The following is a 23,385-nucleotide window of genomic DNA, read 5'->3' as shown; positions in this document are numbered from 1 at the left end:
TGTCAGCGGCAAACGAAGTTCGCCTCTTGTTCGATGCTGCCCGTGCCGATGTACTGGGCCGTCTTTGGAAAGGGGCACAAGGGGCGCGTGCGGCCGGGCCATGGCGTGTTGTTCGGCGCAGTTCCGACGATGCGATCGGGTGCGCTTCCCTGTTCAACCCACTTCACCACGGAAGCGAACGCGTCGATGTTGCTCGTGGAAGGGCCACCGCCACAGTGCTGCGCCCCCGGCATCATGAACAGCCGCGCGAACGCTTGTGTCTTGCTGAAGTCGAAAGAAGATCCACCGTTCACTGCATTCAGGCTCTGGTAGTAGTCCACCATGGCCAGCGGAGAGAAGGGTCCGCCCGTCTGCGGCTGGTAGATGACCAGCTTGCCGCCCCGTGAACGGAACTTCGACAAATCGGTCGACGCAGTCTCGTAGAGGTCGTATCCCGACACGGGGAAGGCGGGCGTGGTCCTGTGCATGCTGGCGACGTACAGGTCCAGGTCCAAGTTCATCAGGTAGTTGGTGAGAGCCTCATTCGCCACGGGAGAGGGCATCACCGGGGGCGTTGGCACCACTACGGTTGCTGCAGCGCCACCACGGGCAGCCGTGTACGCGTTCGCCGTGTTCACTGCGGTCGCCAAGTTGGTCTGGAAGTTGCCAAGATTCCAGGTTCTCCATCCGCCAGCGATGTTCGTCGACGCAGGCGAATTGCAGTCGGTCGCGCTGGTGCAGCCTGCGATGCCCGGGTCCCACATCCAGCCCGTGTAGGGGCGCGCCCCGGTCGGCGTAACTGGCCCAGCGTAGAACTTCTTGATCGTGCTGATCTGGTCCGTGGTCAGGCACGCCGCCGTCTTGCCTGCCGTACATTGGACTGCATCGAGGTGCGGCGTCACAACGGGCGTGGTGCACAGCAGCGGCTGGTTCACCATGCCGTCGACGAGCCCGTCCAGCGCATCACAGGCGTTGAGCACTGCTTTCGAGACCAGTTGCAGGTCTTGGTTCGTGTACGTGTTGTTGGCGAGTGGCACGCCGTTCATCGAGTAAACGCCCATGTTCTTCGCGAGATCGCCGAAGATCTGGGACACGTAGACGGACTTTGCCGTCACCGATGCAAACCGCAAGGCAGGGTCGCCGGACACGACGCCGTCGAACTGTTCGGGCAGCCGCTGCGTGACCATCAGTGCCTCCCGGCCGCCCATCGAGCAGCCCTCGAAGTAGGAGTACTCAGTGGCCTTGTCTTGATAGGTCGCAATAAAGCCCTTGGCGAGCTTTGTCGTGAGTTCGATCGCGCGATATGCGAAGTCGGTGCGCGCTTGGAAATCCGTGCCGAACGCACCTGCCGAAGCGGCCATGTCATCGGTATTCACGTCGTTGTCGTGGCCCGAATCGTTCGCAGCAGTGGCATACCCGTCGGCGAGATGCCCCGTCGTGTTCGGAATGCTGCCGTCCAAACCGCCACCACCTGGCATGTAGAAGCGCCCATTCCACGCGGTGGGCAGTCGCACCTGCCATTTGATTGCGTAGTTCTGTTCCTTGCCAGGGGAACTGTCAGCGCCCCGGCGTTCATTGATGGTCCCGAGCAGGTTGCAGTGTTCGGGTATCTGGCCGGCTGCGGCGACAAGGGTTGCGGATGTCACCTTGACGTTTCTTGGAAACAGATCCAAGTTGCTGACCTGCATCGGGAGAGCTGCGCACGTATCGGCACTCGGAGCCTCGTAGGCTTGAATCGACGCAGTGAGCTTCATGTTGGCCGGCAGCGGCGTCGTACCGTGGCGCAGCGTCACTGTATCTTCGGGCGTCGCCTTCGCACTGCCAGGCAGGCTTCCGATGCGGACGATACCGTCGATCACGGATACACCGGTGCCCGCATCGGAGACGCGCGCAACCGCGGAGGAGTAGGCATGCGGGCCATTGATGACCTGGACCTTGTAAACGGACTCCACCATCCCGCCGTCGACCGCCGTGTCGCTGACCTTCTCCAGCAGCGTGACGCCTGGCTGCGAACTCGTGTCACCACCGGTGTTACCGCCCGTGCCGCCCACCACGATGCTTCCGCCGCCACCGCTGCCACCGCCGCCACAAGCCACCAGCGCCCACGCGAGGAAGGCAGAACCCGAAACAAGCCTCACCCGCGCGAGGCGGCGTCGCCAATGATCGTTCACTCGATGTCTCCTTCAGCTTCGAGCTGGGGGCGCTCGTTGCAGCAGAATCTATGACGCGCGTCAATACTTCATAAAATGAAGTAGCCTTAGGGTTTGCACCACCCGACTACGAACAGCAATGGATCGATCGAAGGACCTGTTTCTGTTCCGGTTGAACCGGCTGGCCGCCACGGCAGGCCGGCCACTGATCAGGCTGTGCGAAGGGCAGTTCGGCATTACGCGGCGCGAATGGCGCCTGATCGTCATCCTCGCGCAGGACGGCCCACAGCTCTCCACGGGCCTCGCAAACCGGGCGAGCATCGAACCCGCCCGCACCTCGCGCGCCATTACCGCCTTGGTCGAGAAGGGCCTCGCCACGCGCGTGCCCCGGTCCAGCGATCGACGTTTTGTCGAGGTCGTTTTGACCGACGAGGGACGGAAGGTCTACGAGTCCCTGTATCCCGACGTCGAGGCAATCAATCGCGCGCTGCTCTCGGGATTGTCCGAGCCCGAACGGGAGCAACTCGCCAAGACGTTCAGGACGCTGGAAGACGCGGCCATGAGGCTTCCGGAATCAATGCCCAACCTGCCGAAGACAAACAGGCGGCGCATGCACTTGTGACGGCGCGCTGACGGGGCCTCCGGCGCAGGACATGTTGCTCGAACCGTCTGGGCGCTGCTTGCGCACGGCCGCGAGTTCCAGGCAGGGTACGCCATAGCGTAGAGAGGCCGTCACAGCACCCAGAACGACGACTTCACCTTCTCGCCAAACGGAAGGCGCTGGCACCATCGAGTGACCTTACCGCTGGACTGCATGGCCGCCGCTCGTGGTCAGTGTGAGTGGCCAGCCCTTGCGCTGGAACGTCTGTGCTTTGCCGCCGCGTTTACGATGGGGCGACCGAACACGATGGCCTTCGGCCTACTCCAGCGCGCCACCTATGGAACTCCGCCAACTCCGTTATTTCGTGAAGGTCTGCGAGCTGCGCAGCATGGGCCGCGCCGCCATTGAGCTCGGCGTGGTGACATCGGCCCTGAGCCAGCAGATCAGCCGCCTGGAGAGCGAACTCAGTACTCGACTGCTGCAGCGCGGCAGCACCGGCGTCAGCCCCACCGACGCGGGCGTGGCCTTCCTGCAGCAGGCCCAGCTTACGCTGCGCCATGCTGACGAGGCGGTGCGCGCGGCGCAGGAGGCGCGCTTGTCCGGCCATGTGAGCGTGGGCCTAGCGCCGACCACGGCCTCGGTGCTCGGCCTGCCGCTGATCCAGGCGATGCGTTCGCGTTACCCGGACGTACGGCTGCACTTGGTGGAGTCACTGTCGGGCAACCTCGCAAACATGCTGCAGGCGCGCCAGCTCGACCTTGCAGTGCTTTTCGAAGCCGCCACACAGCGCCGCTGGAGCATCGAACCCTTGCTCGACGAAAAGCTGTTCGTCATCGCCGCCGCCACGCTGGCGCAGCGGCCAGCTGGCCTCCGGGTGCGTCTGTCCCAGCTCGCCAGCGTACCGTTGATCATGCCCAGCGCCGGCCATGGGCTCCGCGCCACCCTCACCGCCGCCTTTGCCCGCGCGCGCATCGTGCCCGACGTTGTGGCCGAGATCGACGGCCTGGCGCTGCTGATGGACGCCGTTCGCGCCGGCCTGGGCGCCACGATTCAGCCCGGAGCCGCCGTCGCACGCCAGCTGGCGGACGATGTGCTCAGCAGCCAGATCACCGACGCCCATGTGGGCCGGCGCAACCTGTTGGTCAGCCTGTCCGACGACGAAATGTCGCCAGCCGCCCTGGCCACCCGGGTGGTGATGGCCGACACCGCGCGCAGATTGGTGCGCGAGAATCGCTGGGCCGGCGCAAGTCTTCTCAAAAACTGAACACCTGTTGCCCGATCCGGTCTTTCGCCTGAACGCCCCCCGGCCTAGAGTCTCCTGACCCACAAGGAGACAAGCAGTGAGCGATGAACAGGCCGAAGCAAAGATCGACGTACTGGTCATAGGGGGCGGCAATGCTGCGCTTTGCGCCGCGCTGATGGCGCGAGAGGCCGGCGCCAGTGTGCTGATGCTCGAAGCCGCGCCGAAGGCTTGGCGCGGCGGCAATTCACAGCACACCCGCAACCTGCGCTGCATGCACGACGCGCCGCAGGACGTGCTTGTCGCGGCCTACCCCGAGGAAGAATACTGGCAGGACCTGCTCAAGGTGACCGGCGGACAGACCGACGAACACTTGGCCCGGCTGGTGATCCGCGCCTCGTCAAACTGCCGCGACTGGATGCGCGGCCACGGTGTGCACTTCCAGCCGCCGCTCTCCGGCGCGCTGCATGTGGCCCGCACCAACGCCTTCTTCATGGGCGGCGGCAAGGCGCTGGTGAATGCCTATTACCGCAGCGCCGAACGCCTCGGCGTGCAGATTCGTTACGAAACACCGGTGACTTCGGTGGAACTCGACGGCGATCGCTTCGAAGCGGTTCGCACCGAGGCCGGCGAACGTATCACCGCCAAAAGCTGCGTGCTCGCGGCTGGCGGCTTCGAGTCAAACCGCGAATGGCTGCGCGAGGCCTGGGGCCAGAACGAGCGCGGCGAATGGCCGGCCGACAACTTCCTGGTCCGCGGCACACGCTTCAACCAGGGCGTGTTGCTGAAACAGATGATTGATGCCGGTGCAGACGCCATTGGTGATCCGTCGCAGGGCCACATGGTGGCTATCGACGCCCGCGCACCGCTCTACGACGGCGGCATCTGCACCCGCATTGATTGTGTGTCGTTGGGCGTGGTGGTCAACCGCCAGGCCCACCGCTTCTACGACGAAGGCGAAGACTTCTGGCCCAAGCGCTACGCCATCTGGGGCCGGCTGGTGGCGCAGCAGCCGGGCCAGGTGAGTTACTCCATCATCGACCAGAAGGCCGTGGGCCGCTTCATGCCGCCAGTGTTTCCCGGCACCATTGCAGATACGCTGCCCGACCTGGCACGCCAGCTCGGGTTGGACGAGGCGACTTTCCTGCGCACCATCGCCGATTACAACGCCGCGTGCCGCGTTGGCCGCTTCGACCACACCGCGCTTGACGACTGCCACACCGAAGGCCTCTCGCCGGCCAAGACCCACTGGGCCCGCCCCATCGACACAGCACCTTTCTACGCCTACCCGCTGCGGCCCGGCATCACCTTCACCTACCTCGGCCTGAAGGTGGACGACACCGCTGCCGTGCGCTTCGGCGGCCGGCCCAGCCCCAACCTCTTCGTGGCAGGCGAAATGATGGCTGGCAACGTGCTCGGCAAGGGCTACACCGCCGGCGTGGGCATGAGCATCGGCACTGCCTTTGGTCGCATCGCCGGCACCCAGGCCGCGTCCGCCGTCCTGAAGCAGAAAGATTGCAAGCATGCAAACGCTTGAAGCCCTGGCACGCGAGGCCGTGTCGCTCGCAGTGGGTCCGCGCCGCGTCGTTCCCATTCTTTCGGCCGCCGAAACCGAGGTCGGCAGGCAGATGCACATCTGCAACGCCTGCCGCTACTGCGAGGGCTTCTGCGCCGTGTTCCCGGCCATGACCCGCCGGCTCGAATTCGGCAAGGCCGACATCCACTTCCTGGCCAACCTCTGCCACAACTGCGGCGCCTGTCTGCATGCTTGTCAGTATGCGCCGCCGCATGAGTTTGCCGTCAACGTGCCTCAGGCCATGGCGGAGGTGCGCGGACAGACCTATGTGGACTACGCCTGGCCACCTCCACTCGGGGTGCTCTACCAGCGCAACGGGCTGACGCTGTCGCTAGCCCTCGCCGCGGCGATGGCGTTGTTCTTGGCGCTCGCCGCGTTGCTCAAGGGCAGCCTGTGGGGCGCGGCGCCAGGCGACAACTTCTACAGCGTGTTTCCTCACAACCTGCTGGTGAGTCTGTTCGCCCCCGTGTTCCTGTTCGCCACGCTGGCGTTGGCCATGGGCGTGCGGCGCTTCTGGCGCGAAATCACGCCCGCCACCGGCGGTGCGCCGCTGAATGCGCACGCCACGGCCGAAGCCAGCGACGCGGTGCTGCGACTCAGGTACCTCGACGGCGGCCATGGCCACGGCTGCCACAACGAAGACGATGCCTCCACGCTGGCACGCCGGCGCTTCCACCATCTCACCTTCTATGGCTTCCTGCTGTGTTTCGCCGCCACCAGCGTGGCCACGCTCTACCACTACGCCTTCGGCTGGACTGCGCCCTACGCCCTGCCCAGCCTGCCCAAGCTGCTCGGCGTGGTCGGTGGCATCAGCTTGATGCTCGGCACCGCCGGCCTGTGGCAGCTGAACCGCAAGCGGCATCCGCTGCATGGGGACCCAGCCCAAAAGCCGATGGACCTCGGCTTCATCGCCCTGCTGTTCCTTACCAGCGCCAGCGGCCTGGCCCTTTGGCTCGGCCGCGGCACACCCGCCCTGGCCCTGCTGCTGTGCCTGCACCTGGGCGCGGTGATGGCCCTGTTTGCCACCATGCCCTACGGCAAGTTTGGCCACGGCCTCTTCCGCAGCGCTGCGCTGCTGCGCCATGCCGTCGAAAAGCGCCAGCCCAACCCTGTCGGCCTCGGTGCGGACTGAACCAGCCGCACGTGCAGCGTCACCCGGGCATGCCCCAGGTGCAAACGATGCAGGAGGCAGGCTTCGATAGGCCGCCCCTGCGCTTCTGGGGCGGGCTCGCGGCACCCGCCGGAACGCCGCCGGCAGTGGTCGAGCATCTGCGCGGCGAGATTGCCACTGCGACGAACGTGGTCCGCGTCGAGCGGGCGATCGTTCTGTCGCTCAGGCGTGAAGCGGCATCCGTGCGGCAATCCGGAAGCCTATGTTGCTGGCCGCGCTATGCGGCGCGTTCGAACTGCGTGCCGCCAGGCGATAGCGGTTGCAGTAGCTGTCGTGGCACAGGAAGGAGCCGCCGCGCATCGAACGCTGACCGCTCTCCCGTGCATCGAGCGGGTCGTTTGTGGAGGTGGCGCGGTGATAGTCGGGCAGGAAGGCGTCGGCGCACCATTCCCAGACATTCCCGCAGACGTTGAAGAGGCCGAAGCCGTTTGCTTCGAAGGCGTCGGCCGCCATGGGCCCGGGCGCCCAGTCCGGCGCAGGCGCGTCGGGGAAAGCGTCGCCGTGCCAGGTGTTGCACGCGCGCTGGCCTCCGGGCGCGAGCGCGTCGCCCCAGGGAAGGCGCCGGCCCTCGTGCCCGCCGCGGGCCGCGTACTCCCACTGCGCCTCGGTGGGCAGTTGCGCACCGGCCCAGTCGCAGTACGCCTTCGCGTCGTTCCACGACACCTGGACCACCGGGTGATCGGGCCGCATGTGGATGTGCGAGCCGGGGCCTTCGGGCCGCTGCCAACAGGCGTGCGCCACGACGCGCCACCAGGGCAGCCCCGGCGCCGCGGGGCTCTCCGCCCGCCGCTCAGGCGCGAGCTGCAGGTGGAAGACGTAGGCATGGCCGATGCGTTCGGCTTCGGTCACGTACCGCGTCTCGCGCACGAAGACGGCGAAGGCGCGGTTGGTCACGGTGGTGGGCGCAATGCGAAACGGCGAGACGCGCACGCGCCGGCTGGGGCCCTCGCCATCGGCTGCGAAGCCTTCCGTGCTGTCGGTGCCCATGGTGAAGTCGCCGCCGCGCAGGTCCAGCAAGTCGATCTCCGGCCGGGCGCCGACACGCGCAGGCGCTGCGTCCGAGAGCGGCAGCGCCGTGCCAGCGGCCCGCGGCATGCAGCAGGACTTGCGTGCGGCCAGCAGCGTGTCCATGGCGTCGCCCTCAACCCTTGCGGGCTTCCTCCACGATCTCTTCCTCCCAGAAGGCGGGCGGCGTCTGCTGATCCTTCATCAGCTGCAGGATCTTCTCGCGCGGGATCACGCCGCAACGTTTCGCCCAAGCGTCGTACTGGGCCTTCATGTCGGACACGCGCTCGGGGTGTTTGCGAGCGAGGTCGTGCAGCTCGGTGCGGTCGGCCTCCATGTCGTACAGCTCCCAGTCCAGCGGGTACTTGCGCACCAGCTTCCATTTCCCGATGCGCACCGCTGCGTTGCCCTCGTGCTCCCAAAACATGGTGGGCCGCTCGGCCAGGTCCTGTGCGAAGGCGAGCCGCAGGCTGTGGCCTTCGAGCGGCTCGATCGTGTGGCCCTGGTGCTGCGCAGGGTACGGCGTGGCCGTCACGTCGAGGATTGTGGCCATGATGTCCGGCAGGTAGCCCGGTGTGTGGCGCACCTCGCCGCGCTGCGCGATGCCTTGCGGCCAGTGCATGATCAGCGGCGTCGAGATGCCGCCTTCGTGCGTCCAGTGCTTGTAGAGGCGGAAAGGCGCGTTGCTCAGGTTGGCCCAGGCCGTGCCGTAGCTCTGGTAGGTGTTCTCCGGGCCCGGCATCAGCTCGGGGTTGTTGCCGAAATGCACGGGCTCGCCGGAGCGGGTCGTGGCCTTGGCGATGCGCAGCTTGTTGACCAGTTCGTCGACCGTCACGTGCTCGGGGATGTCTTCCGCGCAGGCGCCGTTGTCGGCCAGGAAGATGACCAGCGTGTTCTCCATCTGACCTGTCTCTTCCAGCGCCCGGAGAATGCGGCCGATGCCCTGGTCCATGCGGTCGATCTGCGCCGCGTACACCTCCATGCAGCGCAGCAGCCAGGCCTTGTGCTCGGCGTGCGTCCATTGGGGCTGGGTGGGGTCGCGGTCGGTCAGCTTCCAGATGTCGCGCAGCAGGCCGCTGTCCACGAGCTTCTGCAGGCGCTGCTCGCGCAGCTCATCCCAGCCAGCGTCGAAGCGGCCCTTGTATCTGGCGATGTCCTCCTGGTGCGCATGCAGCGGCCAGTGCGGCGCGGTGTAGGCCACGTACTGGAAGAAGGGCGCGTCGGCGTGTTCCTTCGCGTGGCGACGGATGGCCGCGGCCGCGTCGTCGCTGATGGCATCGGTGTAGAACCAGCTCTCGTCGGCCGATGCCTCATGCTCGACGTTGTCGTTGCCGCGCGTGAGCGTGTTCGGGTCGTAGAAGCTGCCTGCGCCGATGATCGTGCCGAAGAAGGCGTCAAAGCCGCGCTGCATCGGCCAGGCGTCGGTCGGCTCGGTGAGGTTGCCGGCCACGTGCCACTTGCCGCTCATGTAGGCGCGGTAGCCGCTGGCCTTGAGCGCTTCGGGGATGGTCACGCAGCGATGGTTGAGATTGCCGGCGTAGCCCTCGGGTCCGAAGTCGTAGGTCAGGATGCCGATGCCCGTCTGGTGCGGGTGCAGGCCGGTGAGCAGCGACGCCCGTGACGGGCTGCAGCGGGCTGTGTTGTAGAACTGCGAGAAGCGCAGGCCGCCCGCGGCCATGCGGTCGAGGTTCGGCGTCTCGACCTCGCCGCCATAGCAGCCGATGTCGGAGTAGCCCATGTCGTCGTTGAGGATCAGGACGATGTTCGGTTTCTTGGTCATGGTGGGTTGCCGTAGGGGTCAGAGTCTTTGGCCGTTGGCGCGGTCGAACAGGTGCGCCGCTTCGGGAGCGAAAGCCAGGTGCACGGCCTGGCCCTCGGCCGGCGGCGTGCCGCTGGGGTCGGTCTTGAGCTTGGCGCGCTGGTCGCCGATGGCGAGGTTCACGATCAGCGCGTCGCCCAGGTCCTCGACGAAGTCAACACGCGCGGGAATGCCGTCGGCCGCGAGGCGCAGGTCACCCGGCCGCACGCCCAGCACCACGTCGCCGTCGCGCACCGGCGGCGTGGCGACCGTGGTGCCGGCCACGTGGACCCGGCCGCCGGTCACGGTGGCGTCCAGCAGGTTCATCGGCGGCGTGCCGATGAAGCCGGCCACGGCCACGGTGGCGGGTTTCATGAAGATCTCCTTGGGCGTGCCCGTCTGTACCAGCCGGCCTTCCATGAACACGGCCACCCGGTCGGCGACGGTCATGGCTTCTTCCTGGTCGTGCGTGACGTACACAGCCGTTACGCCCAGCGAGCGCTGCAGCCGCCGCAGCTCGGCCCGCGTCTCGATGCGCAGCTTGGCGTCCAGGTTGGACAGGGGCTCGTCGAGCAGGAACAGGCGCGGCTTGCGCACGATGGCGCGCGCCAGCGCGCAGCGCTGCTGCTGCCCGCCCGAGAGCTGACCCGGCTTTCGCTCCAGCAGGTGGCCGATGTTGACCTTGGCCGCGGCTTCCTTGACGGCGCTGTCGATCTCGGCCTTGGGTTTGGCGATCATCTTTAGCGGGAAGGCGATGTTTTCGGCCACCGACATGTGCGGGTACAGCGCGTAGCTCTGGAACACCATCGCCACGTCGCGCTCGCCTGGCTGGGCGTGCGTCACGTCGGCGTCGTCGAGCCACACGCGGCCTTCGTTGACCTCTTCCAGGCCCGCGAGGATGCGCAGCGTGGTTGTCTTGCCCGAGCCCGATGGGCCGAGCAGGGCAAAGAACTCGCCAGGCTGAATGCTCAGGTCCATGCCATGCAGCGCGGTGAAGCTGCCGTGCCTCTTGACAACGCCTTCCATGCGGACACTGCCGTACTGGCTCATCGGAAAACCTCCGTGCTACGCACTGTGGTGTGGGCCCCCTCCAGGGCGGTGTTGCGGGCGCTCATCGTCTGCCGCCTCCCTTGACCGCGCCCACCGTGAGGCCCTTGACGATGTGGCGCTGGGCAACCAGGCCGACGATGATCACCGGCGCCATCGCCAGCATGGCGCCGGCCGCGAGCCGCGCCCACTGGGTCTGTTCCAGCGAGATGAAGTTGTACATGGCGACTGTCACAGGCCGCACCTTGTTGCCGCCCAGCACCACGGCGAACAGGAACTCGTTCCACGCATTGAGGAAGACGAAGATGGTCGTGACCGCGATGCCCCCGCGCACCTGCGGCAGGATCACGTACCACAGCGTGCGCAACCGCCCCGCGCGGTCGAGCAGCGCGGCCTCTTCCATCTCGAAGGGGATGTCCTCGAAGTACGACACCATCAGCCACACCGCGAAAGGCAGCGAGAAGGTGAGGTAGATGGCCGTGAGGCCGCTGTAGCTGTCGAGCCCGCCGATCTTCTGCAGCACCAGGTAGAAGGGAATGATCAGGCCCACCGGCGGCAGCATCTGCGTGGCTAGCACATAGAAGCCCGAGCCGCGCTTGCCCGGGTAGCGCAGCCGCGCCAGCGCGTAGGCTGCAGGCACCGCGAAGAGCATGGTGAGCACCGTGGTCCAGCACGAGACCACGATGCTCGACCACAGGTTGGGCAGGATCGACGAGCCGCCGAAGATCACCTCGCGGTAGTTGTCCAGCGTGGGCGTGAAGATCAGCTTGGGCGGGTAGGCGAGCACGTCGCGCTCGGTCTTGAACGAGGTGAGCAGGCCCCACAGCACGGGGAAGGCCCACACGGTGAGCAGCGCCAGCGCCACGGCCCACAGCGCTGCCTTGCGAAGCGTCTTGTTGTTCATGGGCGTCTCCCGGTGGGGTATGCAGCCGTGCTCACGACTTCGCCTTGCGCAGGCGGAACATCAGGTACGACACCGCCAGCGTGATGCCCAGCAGCACCATCGCCAGCGAGGCGCCATAGCCGATGTTCAGTTCTGTGAAGGAGGTGCGGTAGGCGTAGAGGTTGAGGATCTCGGTGGCCGAGCCCGGGCCGCCGCCCGTGGCCGCGAAGATCGCCGCGAAGGCCGACAGCGCGGTCATCATGCGCATGATGACCACCATGACGATGGCCGGGCGGATCAGCGGCAGCGTGATGTAGCGAAAGCGCTGCCAGGCGCCGGCCCGGTCGAGCCGCGCGGCCTCGTAGATGTCGCCCGGCAGCGTGGACAAGGTGGCCAGCAGCACCAGGAAGGCGAAGGGCGTCCACTGCCAGGTGTGGATGGCGATGACTGAGATGAGCGCGAGCTGCGGGTCGCCCAGCCAGTTGTGGCTGCCCAGGCCCATCGCGCGCGTGGCGACGTCGAGCAGGCCCGTGTCCGGCGCCAGCACCAGCGTGCGCCAGAACAGGCCCACCACCACCGGCGCCAGCACGATCGGAAGGATCGCGCCCACGCGCAGCACGCCCTGGCCCTTGGGAATCTGCAGCACCAGCAGCGCCAGCGACAGGCCGATGAGCACCTGCAGCACCACCGTGCTGGCCGTGTACACCAGCGTGAGCCACAGCGAATTCCAGAAGCGCGGGTCGCTGCCCATCTTGGCGTAGTTGTCCAGCCCGGCGAAGCCCGACATCCACGGCATGCCCAGGTCGATGCGGTTCAGGCTGTTCCACGCCAGGTAGACCAGCGGCACCGTGGTGACCAGCAGCAGCACCAGCAGCGCCGGCGCCAGCAGCGTGAAGGCGAAGCGGCGCTCCTGCGCGGCGAGGGTGAGGGACGGGCGCGCGCTCGCCGGCGCGGCGCCCTGGAGAACCGCCGCCACGGGTCAGCCCTTCATGATCTGGGCGATGCGGTTCTGCGCTTCGTCCAGCGCTTCCTTCGACTTCTTCTGGCCGACCAACGCCGACTGGATGCCGGTGGCCATGGTCTCGCCGATGGCGGGCCACTGCGGCACGCGCGGGCGCCATTCGACGTCCGTGTCCTGCTCCAGCGAGTCGAGCGCGGCCTTGATGAAGTTGTCGCCCGCCCCCTTCATGGCCTCGGCGAACTCGGCCGACTTCCAAAGCGACAGGCGGTTGATGCCCGAGCGCTTGGCGGGGCCGGCGAACTTCCACGAGGTGCGGGCCTGTGTTTCGGCCGAGGTTGCCCACATGATGAAGAGCCACGTGGCCTTCTTGGCCTTGTCGGACAGCGCGGCATTGATCGGGAAGCCCCAGTTCCAGATCGAGGTGGCGCACGGGCCGGCCGGCCCCTTGGGCCAGCGCGCGAAGCCCACCTTGCCCACGACCTTGGACTTCTCGGGATTGCTCAGCACCGCGGCGGAGGAATGCGCATCGATGTAGCAGCCCAGCGTGCCCTGCGAGAACGCGTCGGCGATGTCCGGCCAGTTCCAGTTGCGCACCGCGGCCGGCGCGTATTGCGTCAGCGTGTTGACATACCAATCGAGTGCGCGCACGGCTTCGGGCGAATTCACGACCAGGTCCTTGCCGGCGAACCACTTGCCGCCGAAGCCCTTGAGCAGCGACGGATAGATGTACATGTTCTGCCCCGCCCCGGCGAAGCCGCGCAGCGCCAGGCCGTGCATGCGATTGGCGGGATCGTTCAGCGCCTTGGCGTTGGCGACGAGCTCGTCCAGCGTGGTCGCGGGCTTCAGGCCCTTGGCGTCGTACAGGTCCTTGCGGTAGACCTGCACCGTCACCTCGCCGTCGTAAGGGATGCCGTAGGGCTTGCCGCCGATGGAGTCGGCGTCGCGCCAGGCCTTGAGGATGTCGTCGTACTTGTACCAGGCCGGGTCGGTCAGGCTGGCGTCGCTCAGGTACTTGTCCAGCGGGTCGACCCACTTGTTGGCCACGTACAGCGGGTAGTACATCGGGTCGGCCGCGTGGGTGCCGTAGGTCCCGGTCTTCGACGAGAGGTCGAGCGTGGCCTTCTGCCGGATCTGGCCGGGCGGGACCTTCTCGACGCGCACCTTGATCCCCGTGAGCGCCTCGAACTGCGGCAGCAGCGTGCCGAGGTTGTCGAAGTAGCTGGCCGGGATCACCGCGACCGAGATCGTCTCTCCCTCGACCTGGCGCCAGTTGATCTTGGCGCTGCGGTAGGGCGCCAGATCGGCCTCCTGTGCCGACGCAGACGCCGCCCACCAGGGCGCGGCGATGCTTGCTGCGCCGAGGGCGGCGGTCCGCTGCAGCAGGCGGCGTCGGCCGGCCTGCACGGGAGAGGAATAGCGGGTGCGATCGTCCACGGCGGTGTCTCCTGTTCGGGGCGGCGCCGCGCGGCGCCCATCATGAAATCGATTCCAGAGCCGATCATGCGCCGAAAACCATAGGTAAATGTTGGTGATTTCCCCGATACGCGCAAACGTCTAGAAATCGATTCCGACCCTGAAAGACCTAGAATGGTCTGATGAGCAGCTCCCTTGCGCGTCCCGCCCCGGCCCCTGTCCTGCGCGAACTGCGTGCACGCGCCAGCGCGAAGGACGTGGCGCAACTGGCCAGGGTGTCGATGACCACCGTCTCGCGCGCGCTCAACAACCCCGACCAGCTCGACCCCCAGACCCTGCAGCGCGTGATGGACGCAGTCGCAAAGCTGCGCTATGTGCCGCACGCCACCGCGCGCTCGCTGCGCAGCCAGCGCAGCCGCATGGTCGGCGCCGTCGTGCCGTCCTTCGACTACGCGCTGTATGCGCGCACCACCAGCGCGCTGCAGCAGCGCCTCGACGAGCGGGGCTATGCCTTGGTGCTGGCGGAGCACCACTACGACCTCACGGTCGAGGCGCGCCTTGCCAGCCAGCTCGCGCAGCGCGGCGTCGATGCCTTCGTCTTCGTCGGCATCGACCACGACCCGGCGCTGTTTGCCCTGCTGGACGAGTACGGGCGGCCCTACGTGCTGACCTGGGGCACCGATCCGGCCGGGCGCCATCCGAGCATCGGCTTCGACAACGAAGGCGCCACCCGCGACATCACGCGCCACCTCATCGGCCTGGGGCATCGCCGCTTCGGGCTGCTCAGCGCACCGGTCGAGGGCAACGACCGCGCCCGCTGCCGCGGTGCCGGCATGCGCGCCGCCCTGGCCGAGGCCGGGCTGGGTCTGGACGAGCGCTGCGTGCAGTACGCACCCATCTCGCTGGCGGCGGCCGAGGAGGGTATGGCACGCATCCTGGCGCAGGCCGAGCCGCCCACGGCGCTGGTGGCGACCAATGACGTCTTCGCGGTGGGCGCCATGCTGGCCTGCCGACGCGCGGGCGTGCGCATTCCCGACGACATGTCGATCACCGGTGTGGACAACACCGACCTCGGCGCGACGCAAACACCGGGGCTCACCAGCATCCGCACGCCCATCACCGAGATCGGGCACGCCGCGGCGGAGCAGCTCCTGGCGCGGCTGGACGGCGAGTCGCCCCCGCTGAGCCAGTCCTTCGCCAGCGAGATCGTCTACCGCGGCAGCACCGCGCCGCCGCGTAGCCGGTAGCGTCCTCAGGCTTCGACTGACGCGGCCGCAAACTAGACAGCATGCGAGGCACATGGCTCTGATAGTTCTGCCGTCGCTGGTCCGTGTCGGAGCAAATCCACGTGAGGCGCGACCGACGCAGAAGTCGGGCCAGGTGGAGGCCTCTCCGACGAACTTCATTCTTGCCGGACAAGACCGTCCCTAGAAACGCGCCCCCTACTCCACCGTCACACTCTTCGCCAGGTTCCTGGGTTTGTCCACATCCGTTCCCCGCGCGCAAGCCGTGTGATAAGCCAGCAGCTGCAGCGGCACCACATGCAGCATCGGCGACAGGGCCCCGTAGTGCTCGGGCATGCGGATCACGTGGAGGTCCTCGCCGCGCTCGATGTGGGTGTCGCCGTCGGCCAGCACGTAGAGCACGCCGCCGCGCGCACGCACTTCCTGCAGGTTGCTCTTGAGCTTTTCCAGCAGCGCATCGTTGGGCGCCACGGCCACCACCGGCATCTCGCTGGTCACCAGCGCCAGCGGGCCGTGCTTGAGCTCGCCCGCGGCGTAGGCCTCGGCGTGGATGTAGGTCACTTCCTTGAGCTTCAGCGCACCCTCCAACGCGATGGGGTAGTGCAAACCGCGGCCGAGGAAGAGCGCGTTTTCCTTGCGCGCGAAGTCCTCGGCCCAGCTGATGATCTGCGGCTCCAGCGCCAGCACGGACTGCAGCGCGACCGGCAGGTGCCGCATTTCCTTCAGGTAGCGGGCCTCGTCCGCATCGCTCAGGCGCTCCTTGGCCTGCGCCAGCGCCAGCGTGAGCAGGAACAGGCCCGCCAGCTGCGTGGTGAAAGCCTTGGTGGAGGCCACGCCGATCTCGACGCCGGCGCGCGTGATGTAGGCCAGCTTGCATTCGCGCACCATCGCGCTGGTCGCGACGTTGCAGATGGTCAGGGTGTGAGCCATGCCCAGGGAGCGAGCATGCTTGAGCGCGGCCAGCGTGTCGGCGGTTTCGCCCGACTGGCTGATGGTCACCACCAGGGTCTTCGGGTCGGGAACGGAGTCGCGGTAGCGGTACTCGCTCGCAATCTCGACCTGCGTCGGGATCTTCGCGATGCCCTCCAGCCAGTACTTGGCGGTGCAGCCGCTGTAATAGCTGGTGCCGCAGGCCAGGATCAGCACCTTGTCGATTTCCTTGAAGACACGCCAGGCCGCAGCGCCCGGCTTGCCGTCCTGGCCGACGCCGTCGAAGAGCTCGGGCACGATGCCTTCGATGCCCTCCAGCGAGTCGGCGATGGCGCGCGGCTGCTCGAAGATTTCCTTCTGCATGTAGTGGCGGTACGGGCCCAGCTCGGCGGCGCCGCTGTGTGCGAGCACGGTGCGCACGGGGCGCTCGACCGGCTTGTGGGCCCGGTCCAGGATCCAGTAGCGGCCGGGCTGGATGTCGACCAGGTCGCCCTCGTCCAGGTAGACGATCTGGTCGGTCACGCCGGCCAGGGCCATCGCGTCGCTGGCAAGGAAGTTCTCGCCGCCCTCCTGTCCCACGCCGAGGATCAGCGGGGAGCCGGCGCGCGCACCGACCACGCGGTGCGGCTCGTCGCGGCAGATGGCGGCAATGGCGTACGCGCCCTGCAACTGCAGCACGCTGGCCTTCAGCGCCTCGAAGAGGTCGCCGTCGTAGTGGCTGTCGATCAGGTGGGCAATGACCTCGGTGTCGGTCTGGCTCGCGAACACGTAGCCCTTGGCCTGCAGCTTCGCGCGCAGCGCCTCGTGGTTCTCGATGATGCCGTTGTGCACCAGTGCCACGCGGCCGGGGCGGGCGGACTCGGCACCCGGGCCGGGACCATGGCTGAAGTGCGGGTGCGCGTTGTGGACGGCCGGCGCGCCGTGCGTGGCCCAGCGCGTGTGGGCGATCCCGGTGCTGCCTTCGATGCGGTCGTCGCGCACCTGGGCCAGCAGGTCAGCCACCCGGGCGGTGGTGCGGGCGCGCTCGAGGCCGCCCGCATGCACGGCGACGCCGCAGGAGTCATAGCCGCGGTATTCGAGACGCTGCAAGCCCTGGACGAGGATGGGAACGATGTTGCGGCCAGAGACGGCGCCGACGATGCCACACATGAATGAGCTCCTGCTGATGGAAGTCCGAGGATGGTAGGCACGGCGTTGTGAAATTTGCATGCAAGTTTCGGTTGAAATCGCCGGGAGATTTCATTCGCCGCTCAGCATGCAATGATTATGCAATGATATTTCAGTATGCTTCGCTCCATGAAATCTTCGAACACAGATGCCGTCGACCTGGAACTGCTCGATGCACTCCAGCAAGACGCCTCCCAAAGCAACCAGGCCCTGGCCGCGCGCCACGGGCTGTCGCCCGCCACCTGCCTGCGGCGGGTGCGCCGCCTGCGCGAAGCCGGCTGGATCGCACGCGAAGTCGCGATCCTCGACCCGGAGCGCGTCGGCGCCCTGCTCACCGCGGTAATCGAGATTTCGCTGGACCGCCAGGACGCCGCCGCACTCGAGGCCTTCGAGGCGCGGGTCGTCGCGGACGAATCGGTGCAGCAGTGCTACCGGGTCTCGCCCGGCCCGGATTTCGTGCTGATCGCCACGGTGCGCGACATGCCCGGCTACCAGGCCCTCGCGCAGCGCCTGTTCACCACCGATGCCAACGTGCGCAACGTGAAGGCCTTCTTCAGCGTCAAGCGAGCGAAGTTCGATCCGCGGGTGCCGCTGCCGGCTGCGTCCTAATCCTTCGGCGCCTTTTGGGGCCGCTTCCAGTTCGCGTAGCTGACCTGCCGGCCCCGTGCGATGGTCAGCACGCCCGGCTCGGTGCTCTTGGTCACGGTCGAGCCGCCCCCCACGGTGCCACCGGCGCCGATGGTGATCGGCGCCACCAGCACGCAGTTGCTGCCCACATGCACGTCGTCGCCGATCACGGTGCGGTGCTTGTTGGCGCCGTCATAGTTGGCCGTGATGCTGCCGGCGCCGTAGTTGACGCGCGCGCCCACGCTGGCGTCGCCCAGGTAGGCGAGATGGTTGGCCTTGGCGCCGGCGGCCAGCGTTGAATTCTTGACTTCGACGAAGTTGCCGATATGCACCTCGGCGCCCAGCCGCGCGCCGGGCCGCAGCCGCGCGAAGGGGCCGACGCGCGCGCCGACGCCGACCGTCACGCCGGTCTTCTCGCCATCGATGTGGGTGAAGGGATGGATCACCGCGCCGGTTTCGATGCGCGCGTTGGCGATCACGCAGTTGGCCCCCACGCGCACGCCCGCGCCCAGCGAAACCGCGCCTTCGAAGACGCAGTTGACGTCGATCTCCACGTCCGACTCGCAGGCCAGGGTGCCGCGCACGTCGATGCGCGCGGGGTCGGCCAGGCGCACGCCCTGCACCAGCAGCGCCTCGGCCTGGCGCCGCTGGTACGCCCGCTCGAGCGCCGCCAGCTGCGCCGGCGTGTTGACGCCGGCCACCTCCAGCGGGTCCTCGATGCGGTGCGCCACGACGGGCACGCCGTCGATGGTGGCCAGGCCCACCACGTCGGTCAGGTAGTACTCGCCCTGGGCGTTCTTGTTGTCCAGCCGCGCCAGCCAAGGCTTGAGCAGCGCGGCGGGCACGGCCATCACGCCGCTGTAGGTTTCGCGGATGGTGCGCTGGGCTTCGCTCGCGTCCTTCTCTTCCACGATCGCCTGCACCTCGCCTTCGCCCTCGGCGGCGGGCGCGCGCACGATGCGGCCGTAGCCGGTCGGGTCCTCGACGCGGATGGTGAGCAGCGCGAGACGGCGGCCGCCGCTCTGCGCGATCAGCGAGCGCAGGGTGGCGTCGCCGATCAGGGGAACGTCGCCCGAGAGCACGACCACGGTGCCGTCGTCCGGCAGGAGCGGCGCCGCCTGCTGCATCGCGTGGCCGGTGCCCAGCTGAGGCACCTGGCGCGCGAACTGCGGCACCGCACCGGCCGCGCCCTCGCCGAGCGCGGCCTCGACATCGGTGGCGCCGTGGCCAGTGACCACCACCACGTTGCGCGCGCCGATGCGCGCGGCCGTGTCCACGACGTGCGCCACCAGCGCGCGGCCACCCAAACGATGCAACACTTTGGGCAGGCTGCTTTTCATGCGCGTGCCCTTGCCGGCCGCCATGATGACGACGTCGACCGGTTCCTGGTTGTCCTGCGGAGTCTTGTTCATGCCACTTTCTCGAATGCGTTGGGTCAGGCTGGCGCGAATTATCGGCGTGCTGCTCGCGGCCGCGGCGCTGGCAGCCTGCAGCACGCTCAAGCTGGCCTACAACAACCTTCCCGAGCTGAGCTACTGGTGGCTGGACGGCTACCTGGATTTCGGCGGCGCGCAGACCCCGCGGGTGCGCGACGACCTGGCCGAGCTGCTGGCCTGGCATCGCCGCCACGAGTTGCCACGGCTGGTCGAGCTGCTCCGTGGCGCGCAGGCACTGGCGCCTGAAAACATCACGCCCCAGCAGGCTTGCGCGTTCGCCGACCACATCCGCGAGCGGCTGCTCGCGGTGGCCGTGCAGGCCGAAGGCCCGGGCACGGCGTTGGCCCTGAGCCTGGGCGAAGCCCAGCTGCAGCAGCTCGAACGCAAATACGCGAAAAACAACGCCGAGTACCGCAAGGAATGGCTGGAGCACGGCCCGGCACGCTGGCACGAGAAGCGCTACGAGCGCACCCTCGAGCGCTACGAGGACTTCTACGGCCGCCTCGAGCCGGCCCAGCGCGAGCTGCTCAGGCAGCAGGTGGCGCAGTCGGGCTTCGACCCCCAGGCCTTCGATGCCGAGCGGCGCAGACGCCAGCAGGAGGTGCTGGCGCTGCTGCGCCGCTTCCAGGCCGAGCGGACGCCGCCGGCCGAGGCGCGCGCCGCCATCCATGCCTACGTGATGCGTATCGCCGACCCGCCGCCGGGCCCATGGCGCGAGCGGCAACAGGCGCTGCAGCAGGAGGGCTGCCGCAACATGGCGGCCTTGCACAACAGCACCAGCGCGGCCCAGCGCTACCAGGCGGCTCGCCGCCTGCACGCCTACGAACGCGACCTGAGCGAGCTGTTCGCCGATCACTGAGTACGCACCGGGAACGATCGCCGATGACCGATCATTGAGTCCGACGTCACGCGAAAATGTAGAACATTTGTTTACACTCAGCTGCCACACCCCCGCATCCTCCATGAACATCACGCTCTGTACGCTCTTCGAGAAAAACTACCACTACGGCGTCGCGGCCCTGGCGAACTCGCTGATCGCCGCCGGCTACCAGGGTGAGTTGTGGGTGGGCTACCGCGGCGCCCTGCCGGGCTGGATCGTCGATGCGCCGGCCTTCGACCGCGCCAGCGGCCGGCTGAAGGTCGCGCCCCAGCTGACGCTGTGCATGCTGGAGCTGGACACGCCGCTGCACTTCACCTACTACAAGCCCACCTTCATCCGCGAGATGCTGGAAAAGCACGCCCCGCAGGCCGACATCTGCGCCTACATCGATCCGGACATCGTGGTGAAGTGCGACTGGCCGTCGCTCGCCGGCTGGTTCACGGAGGACGGCATCTCGCTGGCCGAGGACGTCAACTGGTGCTTTCCGGCGCGCCATCCCAAGCGCCTGCTGTGGGCCCGCTTCTTCGCACCGCACGGCGCCACGCCCCGTCGCGGTCTGGACCGTTACTACAACGCGGGCTTCATCGCGGTGTCGCGCGCGCACTTCGAGTTCCTGGACCTGTGGCGCCGGCTGTGCGACCTGGTGGTCGACTACAACAAGGGCGCCAAGCAGCTCAAGGCCGGCGGCTCGGCCGAGCTTTTCCATTCGACGGACCAGGACGCGCTGAACTTCGCCTTGACGGTGTGCGAGGCGCCCCTGAACACTGCAGGCCCCGAGGCGATGGATTTCGCGCCCGGCGGCTATTACCTCTCGCACGCCATCGGCTCGGTCAAGCCCTGGCACGGCGGCTTCATCCGACAGGCCCTGAGCGGGCGGCCGCCCTCGGCCGCGAGCAAGTGGTACTGGCGCTACGCCAACGCGCCGATCCGCGTGTATTCGGACGGCGAGCTGCGAAAGAGCACGCTGGCGCTGAAGATCGCGGCCGCAATCGGGCGGCTCTACAAGCGCGCCTGAGCGTCTTCGGGGGCTTTGTCCTTGCGCCACTCCAGCCAGCGCACGGCCAGCAGCGCGTACTGGTAGCCGAAATTGGCCAGGCTGGTCGCGATGCCGAACCAGAGCACCGAGCGCAGGTCGCTCACGCCCACCAGCCACAGGTAGAGCACCTGGGTGATCAGCGTCACCGCGATGCTGTAGGTCTGCCCCGCGGTCGCACCGCGCACCGACAGGGTACGGAAGGCAAAGCCCGAGGCGTTCATCACGATGGACGCCAGGAAGACCATCCACACCAGCGGCGTCATGCTCTCGTACTGCTTGCCGAGCAGCAGGATCCAGTACTGCGGGAACAAGAAGGACGTCAGCAGCACCGCGCTCCCCATCGCGAAATAGGCGAGATGGGCCTGCGCCACGATCTTGCCCAGCCGAGGGCCCATGGGTGCGCGCGCGATGGCCGGGAACAGCAGCACGTTGGTGACGCGGTCGACCACCATCAGCACCATCGCGAGCCGGCCGAAGGCGCCCACCTCGGCCAGCATGCTGGCGGTGCCGAAGAGCGACACCAGAAAGACGGTGATCACGCCCTGCACCTGGTAGAACACGCCCGGCAGCACCAGCGGCTTGGCGATGCGCAGGATCTCGGCATCCACCTTCTTCGCGTCGCCGGCGTCGAGGTGCGCGTCCGCGATCTGCTGCGTCCGGAAGGCCTTGCGGTAGAACATCACGCTGACGAAGCTGGCCGCGGCCGTTGCGGCCACGATGCCGACCATCGACCAGGAAGTGATCGGGAGCAGCAGGACCGCCCCCACGAAGGTGATTCGCACGCTGTGCGAGTAGAAGGCGATGCGGTTCAGCGTGTTGATCTGGCTGAGGATCAGCAGCACCGTGCTGCAGTAATGCTCCCGCAGAGTGAGCAGCACCACCGCCAGCATCAGCAGCGAGCCCGCCAGGTAGGCCGCGCCGGACCAGCCGTGCTGCTGCGAGCTGTAGAACCAGTAGGGCCCGATGACGGCCAGCCCCAGCCCCAGCAGCACCCAGCGCTTGCGAAAGACCTGGTGGCACACGCCCACCACCCAGGGCTGCTCGTTGGCGCGCTGGCCGACGATGGGCATGGTGCAATGGGCCAGCCCCAGGTCGCTGATCCCCAGCATCAAGGTCATGCAGGCGATCAGGAAGGTGTAGGCCGCGTACTGGTCCTTGGGCAGCACGTTGACGATCAGCAGGCCGGCGATGCCGCCGATGGCCACGCCGAAGGTTTCGACGCTGCCGACCAGGGCGATCTGGCGCAGACGGGGGAGGAGCTTCACGGATGAGCGGCGACGGTCAATGGGGTTGGCCGGCGGCTGCCGGGTCGAGACTTCGTCCGCGCAGGGCGGACAGGCCCTCTACGATACGCGATGGGCGTGACCGGTCCGCTCACGGACCGGTCAGATCAGCGGCGTGGCCTGCAGCGGCCGCTCGAAGTAGTCGCCCAGCGTCTCCAGCGCATGCGGCTCGAGGATGCGCAGCCAGCCGGCCTCGAGCTTGTACAGGCGCAGCTGCTGCAGCCGCCTCAAGGTCTTGTTGGTGTGCACCAGCGACAAGCCCAGCGCATCGGCGATGTGCTGCTGGTTGAAGGGAAACTGGACCCAGCCTTCGCGCGCCATGCCGAGGCGCTCGGCGCGCCGGTAGAGATGCATCAACAGCATCGCCACCCGCTCGGCCGCGTTGCGGCGTCCGGCCGTCACGAGGTTGTCGTCCACGATCTTTTCCTCGCGCGCCGCCAGCCAGGTGATGTGGTAGCCCAGCTTCGGCTGGGCATGAAACAGCTCCCACAGCCGATCGCGGGCGAAGCAGCAGAGCGTGACGCCGGTCACCGCCTCGACGCCGTGCGTGTGGCTGTCGGCAAACTCGTCCTGCAGCCCGATGAAGTCGCCGGGCAGCAGGAAGCCGAGGATCTGGCGCCGCCCGTCGCTCAGCGTCTTGTAGCGGAAGGCCCAGCCGGAATAGATCGTGTAGAGCTGCGGGCTGGCGCGGTCTTCCTCGATCACCGCCCGGCCGGCCTCGACGGAACGCGTGCCGGTACGGAAGGATTCGATGAGACGCAGCTCCTCGGTCGTGACCGGAAGGAAGGCGGGGTTGCAACGCAGCAGGCAGCGGTCGCAGGGATCGGGACCGGTGGGCGGGTGACTGAGCGCTGGATAGTCAAGGGTCACCTTCGGACTATAGGCGCGCGATCTGTGTCTTTTCACATTTCGCTCACCGCAGCGCGCTCCTACACTGCGGCGTCCCGGATTCCCAAAC

General features: G+C 67.5%; 19 protein-coding genes. 8 read left to right on the top strand and 11 right to left on the bottom strand.

Annotated elements, in window-relative coordinates; all coding sequences use genetic code 11:
* Positions 1-2 precede the first annotated feature (2 nt).
* Positions 3-2,150 (bottom strand): tannase/feruloyl esterase family alpha/beta hydrolase, encoded by a 2,148-nt coding sequence (locus tag AC3A6Y_RS08805; protein WP_487867855.1) that lies wholly within the window; start codon positions 2,148-2,150, stop codon positions 3-5.
* Between the two features lie 118 nt (positions 2,151-2,268).
* Here AC3A6Y_RS08805 and AC3A6Y_RS08800 point away from each other — a divergent pair, with 118 nt between their 5' ends.
* From AC3A6Y_RS08800 to tcuB, 4 genes are all read left to right on the top strand, one after another.
* A complete protein-coding gene (locus AC3A6Y_RS08800) occupies positions 2,269-2,751 on the top strand; it encodes a MarR family winged helix-turn-helix transcriptional regulator (protein ID WP_487867854.1) in 483 nt (160 codons plus the stop codon).
* Between the two features lie 316 nt (positions 2,752-3,067).
* Entirely contained in the window at positions 3,068-3,994 is a 927-nt protein-coding gene (locus AC3A6Y_RS08795) for a LysR family transcriptional regulator (RefSeq protein WP_487867853.1), read from the top strand.
* 76 nt (positions 3,995-4,070) lie between these two features.
* A complete protein-coding gene (gene tcuA / locus AC3A6Y_RS08790; protein WP_487867852.1) occupies positions 4,071-5,507 on the top strand; it encodes an FAD-dependent tricarballylate dehydrogenase TcuA in 1,437 nt (478 codons plus the stop codon).
* Positions 5,494-6,678, top strand: a complete 1,185-nt coding sequence (tcuB, locus tag AC3A6Y_RS08785; protein ID WP_487867851.1) for a tricarballylate utilization 4Fe-4S protein TcuB — start codon at positions 5,494-5,496, stop codon at positions 6,676-6,678. Before tcuA ends, tcuB begins: the two co-directional genes overlap by 14 nt.
* Positions 6,679-6,879: 201 nt before the next feature.
* On the opposite strand, the gene AC3A6Y_RS08780 is transcribed toward tcuB, so the two are convergent.
* From AC3A6Y_RS08780 to AC3A6Y_RS08755, 6 genes are all read right to left on the bottom strand, one after another.
* Positions 6,880-7,848, bottom strand: a complete 969-nt coding sequence (locus AC3A6Y_RS08780; protein WP_487867850.1) for a formylglycine-generating enzyme family protein — start codon at positions 7,846-7,848, stop codon at positions 6,880-6,882.
* Between the two features lie 10 nt (positions 7,849-7,858).
* On the bottom strand, positions 7,859-9,502 hold the full coding sequence (locus tag AC3A6Y_RS08775) for an arylsulfatase (protein ID WP_487867849.1): 1,644 nt from the start codon (positions 9,500-9,502) through the stop codon (positions 7,859-7,861).
* A gap of 18 nt (positions 9,503-9,520) precedes the next feature.
* On the bottom strand, positions 9,521-10,570 hold the full coding sequence (locus AC3A6Y_RS08770) for an ABC transporter ATP-binding protein (RefSeq protein WP_487867848.1): 1,050 nt from the start codon (positions 10,568-10,570) through the stop codon (positions 9,521-9,523).
* Positions 10,571-10,631: 61 nt separating this feature from the next.
* Complete coding sequence (locus tag AC3A6Y_RS08765; protein ID WP_487867847.1) at positions 10,632-11,471, bottom strand: carbohydrate ABC transporter permease; 840 nt, start codon at positions 11,469-11,471, stop codon at positions 10,632-10,634.
* Between the two features lie 31 nt (positions 11,472-11,502).
* Positions 11,503-12,426, bottom strand: coding sequence for a carbohydrate ABC transporter permease (locus AC3A6Y_RS08760; protein ID WP_487867846.1), 924 nt, complete (start codon positions 12,424-12,426; stop codon positions 11,503-11,505).
* A gap of 3 nt (positions 12,427-12,429) precedes the next feature.
* Positions 12,430-13,845: an ABC transporter substrate-binding protein gene (locus tag AC3A6Y_RS08755; RefSeq protein ID WP_487867845.1), complete on the bottom strand. Its 1,416-nt coding sequence runs from the start codon at positions 13,843-13,845 to the stop codon at positions 12,430-12,432.
* A 161-nt stretch (positions 13,846-14,006) separates the two neighbouring features.
* Here AC3A6Y_RS08755 and AC3A6Y_RS08750 point away from each other — a divergent pair, with 161 nt between their 5' ends.
* Positions 14,007-15,071 carry a LacI family DNA-binding transcriptional regulator gene (locus AC3A6Y_RS08750; protein WP_487867844.1) on the top strand — a complete coding sequence of 355 codons (1,065 nt, stop codon included), beginning with the start codon at positions 14,007-14,009 and terminating at the stop codon, positions 15,069-15,071.
* Positions 15,072-15,266: 195 nt separating this feature from the next.
* On the opposite strand, the gene glmS is transcribed toward AC3A6Y_RS08750, so the two are convergent.
* Complete coding sequence (glmS, locus tag AC3A6Y_RS08745; RefSeq protein WP_487867843.1) at positions 15,267-17,147, bottom strand: glutamine--fructose-6-phosphate transaminase (isomerizing); 1,881 nt, start codon at positions 17,145-17,147, stop codon at positions 15,267-15,269.
* A 147-nt stretch (positions 17,148-17,294) separates the two neighbouring features.
* Between glmS and AC3A6Y_RS08740 the strand changes: the two genes are divergently transcribed.
* Complete coding sequence (locus tag AC3A6Y_RS08740; protein WP_487867842.1) at positions 17,295-17,774, top strand: Lrp/AsnC family transcriptional regulator; 480 nt, start codon at positions 17,295-17,297, stop codon at positions 17,772-17,774.
* Here the strand turns inward: AC3A6Y_RS08740 and glmU are convergent.
* A complete protein-coding gene (gene glmU, locus AC3A6Y_RS08735; RefSeq protein ID WP_487867841.1) occupies positions 17,771-19,204 on the bottom strand; it encodes a bifunctional UDP-N-acetylglucosamine diphosphorylase/glucosamine-1-phosphate N-acetyltransferase GlmU in 1,434 nt (477 codons plus the stop codon). The two genes, AC3A6Y_RS08740 and glmU, sit on opposite strands and share 4 nt — an antisense overlap.
* On the opposite strand from glmU, the gene AC3A6Y_RS08730 reads away from it, so the two are divergent.
* Both AC3A6Y_RS08730 and AC3A6Y_RS08725 read left to right on the top strand, forming a co-directional pair.
* Positions 19,203-20,087, top strand: a complete 885-nt coding sequence (locus AC3A6Y_RS08730; protein WP_487867840.1) for a DUF6279 family lipoprotein — start codon at positions 19,203-19,205, stop codon at positions 20,085-20,087. The two genes, glmU and AC3A6Y_RS08730, sit on opposite strands and share 2 nt — an antisense overlap.
* 103 nt (positions 20,088-20,190) lie before the next feature.
* Positions 20,191-21,123: a glycosyltransferase family protein gene (locus AC3A6Y_RS08725; protein WP_487867839.1), complete on the top strand. Its 933-nt coding sequence runs from the start codon at positions 20,191-20,193 to the stop codon at positions 21,121-21,123.
* On the opposite strand, the gene AC3A6Y_RS08720 is transcribed toward AC3A6Y_RS08725, so the two are convergent.
* Positions 21,108-22,409, bottom strand: a complete 1,302-nt coding sequence (locus AC3A6Y_RS08720) for a lipopolysaccharide biosynthesis protein (RefSeq protein ID WP_487867838.1) — start codon at positions 22,407-22,409, stop codon at positions 21,108-21,110. The genes AC3A6Y_RS08725 and AC3A6Y_RS08720 overlap by 16 nt on opposite strands.
* 120 nt (positions 22,410-22,529) lie before the next feature.
* Positions 22,530-23,297, bottom strand: coding sequence for a Crp/Fnr family transcriptional regulator (locus tag AC3A6Y_RS08715; RefSeq protein WP_487867837.1), 768 nt, complete (start codon positions 23,295-23,297; stop codon positions 22,530-22,532).
* Between the last annotated feature and the right edge of the window lie 88 nt (positions 23,298-23,385).

Source organism: Variovorax sp. Soil_C_17, assembly GCF_057657265.1.
Note: the sequence above shows the minus strand (reverse complement) of the source record. Positions and strands in the feature narration are given on the sequence as shown.